This window comes from Delftia sp. WSY_10 (genome assembly GCF_043104705.1).
In the GTDB taxonomy this organism is placed as follows: Bacteria; Pseudomonadota; Gammaproteobacteria; order Burkholderiales; family Burkholderiaceae_C; genus Comamonas; species Comamonas tsuruhatensis.
In genome coordinates this window covers 286,854-300,026 of record NZ_JBICKY010000056.1, presented here as the reverse complement: position 1 = coordinate 300,026, position 13,173 = coordinate 286,854, and the positions used below count along the sequence as shown (strand labels likewise).

12 protein-coding genes are annotated in these 13,173 nt (G+C 68.7%); 5 read left to right on the top strand and 7 right to left on the bottom strand.

The annotated features are described in order from the left end of the window. Nucleotides 1-118 precede the first annotated feature (118 nt). Complete coding sequence (locus ACF8ML_RS24030) at nt 119-1,120, top strand: arsenic resistance protein (protein ID WP_392408172.1); 1,002 nt, start codon at nt 119-121, stop codon at nt 1,118-1,120. On the opposite strand, the gene ACF8ML_RS24025 is transcribed toward ACF8ML_RS24030, so the two are convergent. Together ACF8ML_RS24025 and ACF8ML_RS24020 are read right to left on the bottom strand one after the other, a co-directional pair. After that, nucleotides 1,096-2,040, bottom strand: a complete 945-nt coding sequence (locus tag ACF8ML_RS24025) for a siderophore ABC transporter substrate-binding protein (protein WP_392408171.1) — start codon at nt 2,038-2,040, stop codon at nt 1,096-1,098. The genes ACF8ML_RS24030 and ACF8ML_RS24025 overlap by 25 nt on opposite strands. Nucleotides 2,041-2,161: 121 nt before the next feature. Next, nucleotides 2,162-4,189 (bottom strand): ligand-gated channel protein, encoded by a 2,028-nt coding sequence (locus ACF8ML_RS24020; RefSeq protein WP_392408170.1) that lies wholly within the window; start codon nt 4,187-4,189, stop codon nt 2,162-2,164. Between ACF8ML_RS24020 and ACF8ML_RS24015 the strand changes: the two genes are divergently transcribed. Next, nucleotides 4,188-4,355 carry a hypothetical protein gene (locus tag ACF8ML_RS24015; RefSeq protein ID WP_156180070.1) on the top strand — a complete coding sequence of 56 codons (168 nt, stop codon included), beginning with the start codon at nt 4,188-4,190 and terminating at the stop codon, nt 4,353-4,355. The two genes, ACF8ML_RS24020 and ACF8ML_RS24015, sit on opposite strands and share 2 nt — an antisense overlap. 166 nt (nt 4,356-4,521) lie before the next feature. Here the strand turns inward: ACF8ML_RS24015 and ACF8ML_RS24010 are convergent, their stop codons facing one another. Next, entirely contained in the window at nt 4,522-5,826 is a 1,305-nt protein-coding gene (locus tag ACF8ML_RS24010; protein WP_252653270.1) for a DUF445 domain-containing protein, read from the bottom strand. Nucleotides 5,827-5,946: 120 nt separating this feature from the next. Here ACF8ML_RS24010 and ACF8ML_RS24005 point away from each other — a divergent pair, with 120 nt between their 5' ends. Then, nucleotides 5,947-6,204: a DUF3297 family protein gene (locus ACF8ML_RS24005; protein WP_016446670.1), complete on the top strand. Its 258-nt coding sequence runs from the start codon at nt 5,947-5,949 to the stop codon at nt 6,202-6,204. A gap of 112 nt (nt 6,205-6,316) precedes the next feature. Here the strand turns inward: ACF8ML_RS24005 and hmpA are convergent, their stop codons facing one another. Further along, entirely contained in the window at nt 6,317-7,543 is a 1,227-nt protein-coding gene (gene hmpA / locus ACF8ML_RS24000) for an NO-inducible flavohemoprotein (RefSeq protein ID WP_017407870.1), read from the bottom strand. Nucleotides 7,544-7,663: 120 nt separating this feature from the next. On the opposite strand from hmpA, the gene norR reads away from it, so the two are divergent. Both norR and ACF8ML_RS23990 read left to right on the top strand, forming a co-directional pair. Next, nucleotides 7,664-9,235 (top strand): nitric oxide reductase transcriptional regulator NorR, encoded by a 1,572-nt coding sequence (norR, locus tag ACF8ML_RS23995; RefSeq protein ID WP_392408169.1) that lies wholly within the window; start codon nt 7,664-7,666, stop codon nt 9,233-9,235. Nucleotides 9,236-9,359: 124 nt separating this feature from the next. Beyond that, nucleotides 9,360-10,541, top strand: a complete 1,182-nt coding sequence (locus tag ACF8ML_RS23990) for a Fic family protein (RefSeq protein WP_016446673.1) — start codon at nt 9,360-9,362, stop codon at nt 10,539-10,541. A 9-nt stretch (nt 10,542-10,550) separates the two neighbouring features. On the opposite strand, the gene ACF8ML_RS23985 is transcribed toward ACF8ML_RS23990, so the two are convergent. From ACF8ML_RS23985 to ACF8ML_RS23975, 3 genes are all read right to left on the bottom strand, one after another. Next, nucleotides 10,551-11,465 carry a DMT family transporter gene (locus ACF8ML_RS23985; protein WP_133072602.1) on the bottom strand — a complete coding sequence of 305 codons (915 nt, stop codon included), beginning with the start codon at nt 11,463-11,465 and terminating at the stop codon, nt 10,551-10,553. Between the two features lie 88 nt (nt 11,466-11,553). Next, nucleotides 11,554-11,973 carry an FKBP-type peptidyl-prolyl cis-trans isomerase gene (locus ACF8ML_RS23980; RefSeq protein ID WP_016446675.1) on the bottom strand — a complete coding sequence of 140 codons (420 nt, stop codon included), beginning with the start codon at nt 11,971-11,973 and terminating at the stop codon, nt 11,554-11,556. A gap of 38 nt (nt 11,974-12,011) precedes the next feature. Further along, nucleotides 12,012-13,154 (bottom strand): alanine--glyoxylate aminotransferase family protein, encoded by a 1,143-nt coding sequence (locus tag ACF8ML_RS23975; protein ID WP_012203005.1) that lies wholly within the window; start codon nt 13,152-13,154, stop codon nt 12,012-12,014. Between the last annotated feature and the right edge of the window lie 19 nt (nt 13,155-13,173).

The window sequence follows — 13,173 nt, the reverse complement described above, 5'->3', positions numbered from 1 at the left end:
GCCCAGGGCCTGCAGGGGAATGAAGCAGCGGGCCGGCTGTGCCGTTGCCATACTAGGCGCCCCACATCCGCCCCACATCCGCGTACCCGCCCCGTACCCGCCGCCATCGGCCTCCTGAATGCAAGACACCCGAGACGCGCTCGAACAGCGCCAGATCCCCATCTACTTCGCCGCCGTGGCCCTGGCCGCAGTTGCCGCCTGGGCGCTGCCCGGCACAGGCGTGCTGGAGCGCGCCATCAACCCCGCGCTGGCACTGATGCTCTATGTGACCTTCTTGCAGGTGCCTTTGGCCGAGCTGCGGTGCGCCTTCGGCCAGGTGCGCTTCCTGGCGGCGCTGATGACGGCCAACTTCATCGTGGTGCCGCTGCTGGTCTGGGCCCTGCTGCAGTTCCTGCCCGCCGACCCCCTGCTGCGCCTGGGCGCGCTGCTGGTGCTGCTGGCGCCCTGCATCGACTACGTGGTCACCTTCTCCCACCTGGGACGCGCCGATGCGCGCCTGCTGCTGGCGGCCACGCCGGCCCTGCTGATCGCGCAGATGCTGGCCCTGCCCGGCTACCTGGGCCTGTTCCTGGGCGACGATGCGGCGCGGCTCGTGCAGGCAGGGCCTTTCCTGCATGCGTTCGTGTGGCTGATCGCCGTGCCGCTGGCCCTGGCCGCTGCCACCCAGTGGTGGGCGGCCCGCAGCCGGCGCGGCGCCAGCGCCTCGGCATGGCTGGGCCTGCTGCCCGTGCCGGCCACCGCGCTGGTGCTGTTCGTGGTGATCGCCTCCGTGCTGCCCCAACTGGGCCCGGCCACGCACGCGGCCTGGAGCGTGGTGCCCGTCTACGCGGCCTTTGCGGTGGCAGCGCCCGCGCTGGGCTGGCTGGTGGCGCGTGCCTTCCGGCTTCCAGCGCCCGCAGGCCGAGCGGTCGCGTTCAGCGCGGGCACGCGCAATTCGCTGGTCGTGCTGCCGCTGGCCCTGGCCGTGCCTGGCGCCATTCCCGTGCTGCCGGCCGTCATCGTCACGCAGACGCTGGTGGAGCTGCTGGCCGAGCTGGCCTATGTGCGCGTGATTGCGCTGTGGGGCCGGGACCGGGAGCCGGCCCTGGCCCGCGGTCAACGCGATGACGCAGCGCCATAGGCCTGGCGCAGCTGCGCCATGTTGTCCAGCAGCGCCGTCGGCCCGGCGCTGCCCATCAGGTACCAGCCCTTGGGATCGAGGAAGACGACCTGCCCCTTGCGGCCGGCCGCCGTGGCGTGGATCCGCGCGTTGTCGAACACCTTGCGCGAAGCCATGATCTCGCCGCCGCCTGCCGCCTGGCCCGTGGCCGTGTTGCGGTCGATGACGTAGATCCACTCGGGGTCCAGCCGCGCCACATCAGCGAAGCCGTAGGCGGTGCCGCGGGCTGGCAGTTGCGCGGCCGATAGCGCCGAGCGCGCGCCGAACACATCGAACAGAAAGCCGAAGCGCGATCCCGGCGCCTGCGGCAGGAGCTTGTCGTTCACGGCCATCAGCAGCAGGCCCGGCGCGGCCTGCGAGGCCTGGGCACGCAGGCCCTGCAGCTCGGCGTGGATGCGCTGCACCAGCGCACGGCCCTGCGCCTGGCGGCCGAACAGCAGCGCCAGCGTGGCGATGTTGCGTTCGATATCGGCCAGCATGTGCTTGCCGCTGACGCTCAGGTCCAGCGTGGGCGCGATGCGTCCCAGCACCTCGGCCTTGCCGGCCGAGCGCCCGCCCACGACGATCAGGTCGGGCGCCAGGCGGCTCAGCGCCTCGTAGTCGGGCTCGAACAGCCCGCCCGCCGCAGGCCGCTGCGCGAAGCTGTCCAGATACCGGGGCAGCTGCGCCCGGGGCACGCCTGCGACCGCCGACGCGGGCACGCCCAGCGCATGCAGTGCATCCAGCGCCCCCAGGTCATAAACCACCGCGCGCCGGGGTGCGCCGGGCAGGCTGGCCGCTCCCCCGGCATGCCGCACGGACAGCGGGGCCGCCACCGCAGTCCCCAGGAACAAGGCCGGCAGGGCCAGCGCCGCCGCGCGGCGCGTGATATCGAAGGTCATGGCAAAGAATCCCAGGAAAAAATGAAAGGAGTTCCGGCCTCCGGAGGCGGGTGCCGCGCCGGGAAGCGGCGCGGCCTGATCCGCAGGCCACGGGCAGCGGCCGCCCTTGCGGCCGGGATGCCTAGAACTTCACGTTCATGCCGATCCAGTAGCGCCGGCCGTCCTGCACCGTGGCGTAGTCCTCGTAGTACACGTCCTTGTCGAACAGGTTGTAGATGCCTGCGTAGAAGGTCACGTCCTTGCTGTAGTTGTAGGAGCCGCCCATGTCGAACATGGCATAGCTGCCAGCCACCCAGGTGCGCGCCGAACGGCCGCCCGTGGGCTGGCTTTCCTTGCCCCGGTAGGACAGCTTGGCCCAGCCCGCCCATTGCTGCGAAGGCTTCCAGTTCAGCGCCAGGTTGAGCATGTGGCGCGGCAGCTGGCTCAGCGGCTGCCCCGCGAACTCGCCGCTCTTTTGCTCGGACTTGGTGAAGGTGTAGCTGCTGCTCAGGTCCAGCGTGCGCGCCAGCGGGGCCTTGAACGTGGCTTCGATGCCGCGCGTGATGGCCTTGTCGATATTGACGTTGGTGGTGGGCGTGTTGCCCGAGGAGTTGGCCGGTCCGCACTCGGGACAGGCGATGCGCGTGATCTTGTCGTTGAACTCGTTGTCGAACACCGTCAGGCCTGCCGACAGGCCGGCGCCGTTGTTGTAGAGCACGCCCAGTTCCTTGCTCAGCGAGGTTTCGGGCTTCAGGTCGGGGTTGCCGTAGATGTTGCCGCCGCGGCTGGACTGGCCCCAGTCGCCCAGGGTCTGGCGCAGCGAGGGCGCGCGAAAGCCGGTGGACACGCCGCCCTTGACGGTCCATTGCGCGTCGAGGTTCCACACGCCGTACAGGCGCGGGCTCCATTGCGATCCGCCCTTGCTGTCGTGGTCGTAGCGCAGGCCGCCGGTCAGGGCGAAGTTCTCGCGCAGGCGCCACTCGTCCTCGGCGAACCAGGCGTACTGCGTGCGATCGGCCGTGGTGCGCGCCGAGTCCGGCAGCGTATTGGTCGTCGTGTCGCGCAGGTCCTGCTGGTTGTAGTACACGCCCGTGGTCAGCAGGTGCTGGCGGCCCAGCGGCGCTACCCAGCTGCTGTTGAACACCGTGTTCCTGATGGTCATGTCGCGCGACAGGTTGCGCGTTTCCTCGCGCTGCAGATAGGTGTCGGAGGAAGCCCAGCCCCAGCGGCCCTTGTGCTGCAGCGAGTAGTTCTCGCGCTCGAACTTGCGGTCGCTGGGCGCATCGGTGGGCAGCAGGGTCATGCCAGGCGACGAAACGAAGTGCTGGCGCGAAGTGCCGATCTCGGCGATCAGGTCGTGGTCCTTGCTGGGGGTCAGCGCCAGGCGCAGGTTCAGCGAACGGTTGTCGCTCTTGTTGTAGCCCTGGTAGATGCGGTCCTGGTCGCGCTTGCCGTAGTTGCCGTACAGGCTCAGGCCCAGCAGGTCGGTCTTGATCGGGCCTGACAGGTAGAAGTTGGTCTGGTAGGCATCGCCCGAGGTGGAGCGCTCCTGCAGCGTGGCGTCGGCGCGCACCGAGCCATGCCAGTTCTTCGCCACCTTGCGCGTGATGACGTTGATCACGCCGCCCATGGCGTCCGAGCCGTACAGCGAGGACATGGGGCCGCGCACCACCTCGATGCGCTCGATGGCCTCCAGCGGCGGAATCCAGCTCTGGTCCGTGCCCGTGCTGCCGTTGGTCTGGGTCTCGCGCGTGCTCATGCGCTTGCCGTCCACCAGGATCAGGGTGTAGTTGGCGCCCATGCCGCGCAACGAGATGTCGTTGGAGTTGTTGTCCGAGGGCGTGAGGATCACGCCGGGCACATCGCGCAGGGCATCGTGCAGGTTGCGGTAGGCGCCCTGCTCCAGTTCCTGGCGCGTGATCACCGAGATCGAGGCCGGCGCCTGGCTGATCTCCTGCTCGAAGCCGCTGGCCGTCACGACCAGGGTTTCCAGCGCGGCCCCGCCTGCTGCCTGGGCCAGCGCGCTGCCCGAGGCCAGCAGGCCCAGGCAGGCGCCCAGCGCGGTGCGGCGCAGGGGAACGGCGGTGGAGGGAAACGAAGCACGCAGGGAGGTGCAAAGGGCGGACAGGGCAAAGCCACGGCCCGCCGCGGGGGCTGTGCAGTTGTGCATGGGAAAGCTCGCAAGAAGAATCACGGACGGTCGAACGACCGGGGTGCGCATCCGCTCTGTTGTTTTTGATGAGTGCGAATCGTTCTTATTTTATTTTCCCGCCGACAACGGCCTGGCCGACGGCAGCGCAGCTGCTGTTTTTCTTTACAAGCGGACCGATCTGTGAGCAATTCATTCAGGATGCTGAATGTTGCCTTTTTCATCAATGACATGCAGGGCCGCCAGTGCCCGGGCGCGTGCGGCGCCCGGCCCGATTCACGGCGTTCCGGCGAACACGGCGGCTTTGTAAAGTTGGCCCGATGTGGCCGGCAGGCAACATCCTGATACGAAGATCAGGACCACAGCCGCCCCGCATTGGAGACCAGGAACAGCACCAGCCCCACGGCACCGCCGACCACGGTGCCATTGATGCGGATGTACTGCAGGTCCTTGCCGATGTGCAGCTCGATCAGCTCGGACAGCTCGCGCGCATCCCAGCGCCGCACGGTGTCGGCGATGTGCTGGGCCAGGAACTGCGAGACATCGGGCGCCAGCGCCTGGGCCCAGCGCTTGAGGCGTTCGTTCATGGAGTGGCGCAGCGCCTCGTCGTGCGCCAGCGACTGGCCCAGCCAGCGGCCCATGGCCGCGGTCTTGCGCGCCACCTGCGAATGCTCGTTGGCCAGGTCCGCCTGCAGCCTGGCGCGCAGGCCCAGCCACAGCGAACGCAGGTAGCCGGCCAGCTTCTCGTCGTGCAGCAGGTAGTCGCGCAGGCGCTCGGCGCGATCGGCCATGGCCGGGTCGGACTGCAGCCGGTCAATCAGCCGCTGCACGGAGGCATCGAACGCCTTGCGCATGTGGTGCCCGGGATCGCTGGCGATGTCCTGCAGCAGGCTGTCCAGCGCCCCGGCGATGGCCGTGGCACCCTTGTCGCCGAGCCAGTCCGTAGGCAGCATCTTTTCCTTGAGCGGATGCTCGCGCTTGAGCCACAGCACGATGGTCCGGGCGATCAGCACATGGGTCTCGGATTCGCGCAGCACGCCGCTGACGCGCGCCAGCACATCGTCGAGCACGGCCTGGTGGCGCCCGTCCTGGGTCAGGCCCGACAGCAGGTCCGCCGCCGCGCGCGGCAGGTCCAGATGCTCCAGCAAGGCCTTGAACGAGTGCGAGAGAAAGCGCTCCACCTGCCGGTCCTGCACCATCTCCAGCGCCGCCAGCGCCAGCCGCGCCACCTGCCGCCCCAGCAGCGTGCTGTTGGCCGGTGAGGTCAGCCAGCCCGCCAGCACGCGCGCGGGATCATGGCGCTCGATCAGCGCCACCAGCGAAGGCCCGTCCAGGAACTTGTCGCGCACGAAATTCGCCAGGTTCAGCCCGATGCGGTCCTTGTTGCGCGGAATGATGGCCGTGTGGCGCCCGACCACGGGCAGCGGAATGTGCCGGAACAGGGCAGACACCGCAAACCAGTCGGCCAGCGCGCCGACCAGCGAGGCCTCGGTCACGGCCTTGATGCAGGCCAGCCACAGCGGCACCTGCTGCCAGTGCGCTGCCGCCACCGACGAGGCCACGAAGCCCAGCGCCATGAGCAGCAGCAACGCCAGCGGCAGGCGCTTGGCCGACTTCAGTGTTTGACGTTGCTCTGGCGACAGCATGGAGCGCAGCATACGACGCCCGCCGGGCCCCGCGTGGCGATGCCTGCCGCCAATGCCTGTCAGCCAGCGCCTGACCCCGGATTGCGCGGACAATACCGGCTTTCTTCAGAACCCTCTTGCGAGAACAAGACCATGACCGACGCCAACGCATCCGCCGAGCGCCCCGCCCTGCCCGACCACCTGTCCATCGACCCGCGCAGCCCGCACCACGTGGCGGCCGTGTTCGAGCACGACATCGGCATCCGCTTCAACGGCAAGGAGCGGTTCGACGTGGAGGAGTATTGCGTGAGCGAGGGATGGATCAAGGTGCCCGCGGGCAAGACGGTGGATCGCAAGGGCAGGCCCTTGCTGATCAAGCTCAAGGGCACCGTGCAAGCCTTCTACCGCTGAGCCTTCGGACCTTGTCGCGCCTCTTGCCACAGAGGTGCTACAAGGGGCGCGACAAAGGCATGCCAGGGGTGCGGCAGAGCCAGGAACCACCCAGGGCAGGCTCCGGCAAAGCCTACTGGAGCGCCTCGGCCGGCCCAAAAAACTCATACCGCACCTGCTCCTGCGGCACCCCCAGGGCCTTCAACGATTCCTTCACCGACCGCATGAACGGCCGAGGCCCCAGGAAATAGACATCGGCATCCACGGCGGGCAGCCATTCACCCAGCTGGCGGGCGGTCAGCAGGCCCTGCGCATCGACCCCATCGCCCTCCTCCGCCCGGTCATAGCAGTAGTAACGGGTGAGCTGCGGATGCACGGCAGCCAGCGCATCCACATGCTCGCGGAAGGCATGCACCCCGCGCTCGCGTGCGCAGTGGATGAAGACCACGGGCCGCCGGGTCGGCAAGGCCGCGTCCAGCATGGGCAGGGTCGGCGTGATGCCCACGCCGCCGCTGATCAGCACCAGCGGGCGCTCGCCGGGCTGCAGCGTGAAGTGGCCTGCGGGCGGGAACAGCTGCAGCGTGTCGCCGACCCGGACCCGGTCGTGCAGGAAGTTGGAGACCTTGCCACCCGCCTCGCGCTTGACGCTGATGCGCAGGCTGCGCCCGTCTGCAGGTGCGGACAGGGAGTAGTTGCGCCGCTGCTCCTGGCCGTCCACCACCAGGCGCAGGCCGATGTACTGGCCGGGCTGGTGGGCGATCACGGGGCCGCCGTCGGCGGGCACCAGGTAGAAGGACGTGATCTCGGCGCTTTCCTGCACCTTGTCCTCGACCACGAAGGCGCGCTCGCCGCGCCAGCCGCCTTCGGCCGCCGCCGTGCGGTCATAGGCCTGGCGCTCGGCGCCGATCAGGATGTCGGCCAGCTGCTGGTAGGCGGCGCCCCAGGCGGCTATGACCTCGTCGGTGGCGATCTCGGCGCCCAGCACTTCGCGGATGGCGCGCAGCAGGCAGGTGCCGACGATGGGGTAGTGCTCGGGCTGCACCTGCAGCGCAACGTGCTTGTTGATGATCTGCGCGGGCAGGTCGCCCAGGGCGTCCAGCCGGTCGATGTGCCTGGCGTACATGAGCACGCTGTAGGCCAGGGCACGCGGCTGGGCGCCGCTTTGCTGGTGGGCCATGTTGAACAGGGCGCGCACCTCGGGGTACTCGCCCAGCATGGTTTGGTAGAAATGCGTGATCAGCGCTTCGCCGCCGGTTTCAAGCAGCGGAACGGTGGATTGGACGATGGCACGTTGGCGGTCGGTCAGCACGGGAAACTCCTTGGGTACGGGGACGGACATGCCCGGTGCGATGCCGGACATGCCTTGGCAAAGGCAAGGGCCGTGCCAGTCCCGCGACCCTTGAAGAACAAGGGCTTGGCGTTTCATGCGTCAATATGACTCCCGTCAAATCGAGTCCTTTTGACAGCCATCGCAGTCTTTATGACCACATCCACCGCCCTGCACGCCCTCACCCCCCTGGTGGCCGACCTGGCCCAGGACCTGCCCGAGCGCGAGCGCTTTCGCCGCCTGCTGGCAGCCCTGCGCGCCGTGCTGCCGGCCGATGCCGCCGCCCTGCTGCGCCTGGAAGGCGAGTGGCTGCGGCCCGTGGCCATTGATGGCCTGGTGCCCGATGCGCTGGGCCGGCGCTTTCGCATTGCCGAGCACCCGCGCTTCGCCCAGCTGCTGGCCGCGGGCCAGGCCATGCGCTTTGCGCCCGACAGCCCGCTGCCCGATCCCTATGACGGCCTGGTGGCCCAGGGCCACGGGCCGCTGGAGGTGCACGACTGCATGGGCTGCGTGCTGCAGACGGGCGGCCTGCCCTGGGGCCTGCTGACGCTGGACGCGCTGGACCCGGGGCGCTTTGCCGACCCGGCCGCGCTGGCGGCGCTGCAGGCCTTCAGCAACCTGGCGGCGGCCACCGTGACCACGGCCGAGCGGCTGCGCCGGTTGGCGCGCAGTGCGCGCGCCCTGCCCGCACCCGGCGCCGCCCCGGGGGGCGATTCATCGCGTCCGCTGATCGGCCAGAGCCCGGCCATGCGCGCGCTGCAAAAGGACATCGCCCTGGTCGCGGCCAGCGACCTCAATGTGCTGATCACGGGCGAGACCGGCACGGGCAAGGAACTGGTGGCCCAGGCCGTGCATGCCCAGTCGGCGCGCGCGGGCCGGGCGCTGGTCAGCATCAACTGCGCGGCCCTGCCCGACAACCTGGTCGAAAGCGAGCTGTTCGGCCATGTGCGCGGCGCCTTCACGGGCGCGCTGTCCGAGCGCAGCGGCAAGTTCGAGCAGGCCGACCAGGGCACGCTGTTCCTGGACGAAGTGGGCGAGCTGTCCCTGGCCGTGCAGGCCAAGCTGCTGCGCGTGCTGCAAAGCGGACAGCTGCAGCGCCTGGGTTCGGACCGCGAGCACCATGTGGACGTGCGCGTGATCGCCGCCACCAACCGTGACCTGGCCGCCGAGGTGGCGGCCGGCCGCATGCGCGCCGATTTCTTCCACCGCCTGAGCGTCTACCCGCTGCGCGTGCCCGCGCTGCGCGAGCGCGACAGCGACGTGCTGATGCTGGCCGGCTTCTTCCTCGAGGAAAACCGTTCCCGCCTGGGCCTGGGCGGACTGCGCCTGCACCCCGCTGCGCAATCGGCCTTGCTCGCCCAGGACTGGCCCGGCAATGTCCGGGAACTGGAGCACCTCATCAGCCGCGGCGTGCTGCGGGCGCTCAGCCGTGCGCCCTCCGGCAATCCGGCCGGTGGCCGGGCACGCATGGTCACGCTGGGGCAGGCCGATCTCTGGGATGACGCGCAGCCCCCGGCGACGGCCACCCCGACCCTGCCCGTCCCACAGGCCGCATCGCCCGGCGCCAGCCCCCAAGGCCTGCGCAATGCCGTCGAAAGCTACGAACGCCAGCTGATCAAGGCCAGCCTGCAGCGCCACCACGGCAGCTGGGCCGCCGCCGCACGCGAGCTGCAGATGGACCGCGCCAACCTGCAGCGGCTGGCGCGGCGGCTGGGACTGGCATGAGGGGTCATGGGGCCGGCCCGCCGCCTTGAGACGAAGGCTTATTTAAGTCTGCTTAACTTGGCGCTCTCGTTATTTAAGAAAAACCGCATTTGCTTAAATAAGCGTCCGAAGCCATAGTCAGCCCATGCCCGATTCCCCTACCAGCCAGCGGCTTGGCCGCTTCATCGAGACATCCGCAGCAGGCGAAAAGGTGCGCGCCTTCGTGCCGCCACCGCTGCCGCCGGAGCCGGCCATCGATGTGCTCGTCCTCCTGGAAAAGCTCAGCCTTGCCGAGCGTGCGCTGGGACGGCTCGATGGCATCACCATGCTGCTGCCCCGCCAGGAGCTGTTCCTCTACATGTACGTGCGCAAGGAGGCCGTGCTTTCTTCGCAGATCGAGGGCACGCAATCGACGCTGTCGGACCTGCTGCGCTTCGAAGCCGAGGCCCAGGCGGGCCAGCCCATCGACGACATCCGCGAAGTTTCGAACTATGTGGACGCGATGATGTACGGACTGGAGCGCCTGCGGGACCTGCCGCTGTCACTGCGCCTGATCCGCGAGATGCATGGCCGGCTGCTGCAAAGCGGACGCGGCGGCACCAAGAGCCCCGGCGAGTTCCGGCGCTCGCAGAACTGGATTGGCGGCACGCGTCCAGGCAATGCCTTGTTCGTGCCGCCGCCCGTCAACGAGCTCGGCCCCTGCCTCGACGCCTTTGAACGCTTCATGCACGAAGATGCCTCCCGCCTGCCCGCCCTCATCAAGGCCGGCCTGCTGCACGTGCAATTCGAGACACTGCATCCGTTCCTCGATGGCAATGGCCGTATTGGCCGCCTGCTGGTCACGCTGTATCTCTGCATCAACGGCGTGCTGAACAAGCCGCTGCTCTACCTCAGCCTATTTCTCAAGACGCACCGGGCCGAGTACTACCGGCTGCTGCAGGAAGTGCGCGAGAACGGCAATTGGGAAGCCTGGCTCGACTTCTTTCTCACCGGCGTGGCACAGACCGCGAACCAGGCCTTCGAGGCCGCCACGCATATCGTCGATCTGTTCAGGCAGGACCGCGAACGCATCGCGACCGAAGGCGAACGCGCCAGCTCCACGCTGCGCATCCACGACCTGTTCCAGCTCAACCCCTTCCTGACGTCCAACCAGCTGGTCCGGCAGACGGGACTGTCCTCGCCCACCGTCAACACGGCGCTCGCCGACTTGCAGCGCCTGGGCATCATCGAGGAAGTGACCGGCCGCAAGCGAGGCCGTGTCTTCAGCTATCAGCGCTATCTTTCCGTGCTCAACGAGGGCACGGATCCGCTACCCCGGCCGGCCTGATCCCTGGCCTCACCGCCTGAGCGACATCAGCCACCCATACCCGCTCACCAGCAGCACCCCCGCCAGCACCATCAGTGCCCCGGCCAGGAAGTTGGGCTCGATGGGCTCGCTGAGCAGCCAGGCACCGAAGACCACGCCGAAGATGGGCGTCATGAAAGAGAACACGCCCAGGCGCGAGGCCAGGTATTGCGTGAGCAGCCAGAACCAGACCAGGAAGCTCACGAAGCAGACCAGCACGGACTGGAAGGCCAGGCCGGCCCAGGCCAGGGGCGTGGGCTCGAAGCGGGTCTGGCCCAGCAGGAAGGCGGCGGGCAGCAGCAGCGCAAAGCCGGTGGCCAGCTGGTAGAGCAGGGTCTGCGCGGCGGGCAGCGATGCCAGCCGCGTGGTGCGGATGGCCACCGTGGTGGCGCCCCAGGCCACGCCGGCGGCCAGGGCCAGCAGGTCGCCCAGCAGCATGGCGGCGCCGGCTGCCTTCGAAGGCTTGCCGCCGCCCAGGAAGGCCAGCGCAATGCCGGCAAAGGCCAGCACGATGCCCAGCCATTGCAGCGGCGCCAGGCGCTCCGAGGGCAGCTTCCAGTGCAGGCCCAGCGCCGCGAACACGGGGGCGGAATACAGGAAGACCACCACATGGGCGGCCGAGGTGTGGTTGATGCTCTCGCCCACCAGCAGGAATTCCAGCGCAAACAACGTACCCACGGCCAGGCCCGGGCGCCAGCTGCCGTCGCCCCACTGCACGCGCATGCCGCGCCAGCGCATGAACAGCCACACCAGCACGGCGCCCACGCCCGAGCGCAGCGCGATCTGCAGCGTGGGCGCGATGGCATCGGCCGTGGCCTTGAGCAGGATCTGCTGCAGGCTCCAGATCAGGCACAGCATGAGCATCAGCGCGGCAGCGCGCGCGTCCAGCGGTTTGCGTGGGTCCACGACGTCTTCCTTTCAGCGACCGTGAAAAAGCCGGCCCGCAGGCCGGCTTCGCATCAGGCGGGGGATGGCCCGGCCAGCGGGCCGGCCATCACTTGATGCCCAGCAGTTCCACCTCGAAGTTCAGCGTGGCGTTGGGCGGGATCACGCTGCCCGCGCCACGGCTGCCGTAGGCGATGGAGGGCGGGCAGGTCAGCTTGGCCTTGCCGCCGACCTTCATCTTCTGCACGCCTTCGGTCCAGCAGGGAATCACGCCGGTCAGGGGGAACTCGATGGGCTGGCCGCGCGTGATGGAGCTGTCGAAGTCCTTGCCCGTGTCGGGGAAGTAGCCGCGGTAGTGCACGCGCACCGTGTCGCTGGCCTTGGGGCTGGCGCCTGTGCCTTCCTTGAGGCTTTCATAGACCAGGCCGCTGGCCGTGGTGACGGGTTCGGCCGCATGGGCCGCCACGCCGGTCAGTGCGGCGAGCATCAGGCCGCAGGAGGCGGCCAGGGTGGTGAGGGTCTTGTTCATGAGGGCTCTTTCAATGCAATGTTTGCAGCGGGTTCGGTTCACGCCTTGGCGGGGACACCGATGTCGTCCAGCGCTTTGGCGATGTGGCCGACGGTGCGGTCCACGTTATGCCATTTTTCCAGGCCGAACAGGCCGATGCGGAAGGTCTTGAAGTCCGGGCCTTCGTCGCACTGCAGGGGCACGCCCGAGGCGGTCTGCAGGCCGGCTTCCATGAACTTCTTGCCGCTCTGGATGCCGGGGTCGGTGGTATAGCTGACGACCACGCCAGGGGCCTTCCAGCCTTCGGCCGCCACGCTGGGAAAGCCGCGCGACTCCAGCAGGGCGCGCACCTTGGCGCCCAGGGCGATCTGCTCGTCGCGCACCTTGGCGAAGCCGTAGGCGCGCGTCTCCAGCATCACGTCGCGCAGGCGGACCAGGGCGTCGGTGGGCATGGTGGTGTGGTAGGCGTGCTGGCCTTTTTCGTAGCCCTCGGCAATCTGCATCCACTTCTTGAGGTCGCAGGAGAAGCTGGAGCTTTGCGTGTGCTCGATGGCTTCGCGCGCGCGCTGCGAGAGCATGACCATGGCGCAGCACGGCGAGCTGCTCCAGCCCTTTTGCGGCGCGCTGATCAGCACGTCCACGCCGGTCTTTTCCATGTCCACCCACATGGCGCCCGAGGCCACGCAGTCCAGCACGAAGAGCGCACCCACCTCGTGCGCGGCATCGGCCACGGCGCGCAGGTAGCTGTCGCTGAGGATGATGCCGCTGGCCGTCTCCACATGGGGCGCGAACACGACCTTGGGCTTCTCGGTGCGGATGGCGGCGGCCACGTCCTCGGCCGCGCAAGGCGCCCAGGGGTCCTGGCTGCCCGGGCCCTGGCGGCGGGCCTTGCAGACCACGGCGCCACCGCCCAGGCCACCTTCCTCGAAGATCTGCGTCCAGCGGTAGCTGAACCAGCCGTTGCGCACGATGAGCACCTTTTCGCGGTTGGCGAACTGGCGCGCCACGGCCTCCATGCCGAAGGTGCCGCTGCCCGGCACCAGCACGGCCGTGTGGGCGTGGTAGACCTCCTGCAGCGTGGTGAGGATGTCCTGCATCACGCCCGCGAAGCGCTTGGACATGTGGTTGAGCGCGCGGTCGGTGTAGACCACCGAAAATTCGAGCAGGCCGTCGGGATCGATATCGGGCAGAAGTCCGGGCATGGGAAGGTCTCCAAAGGCA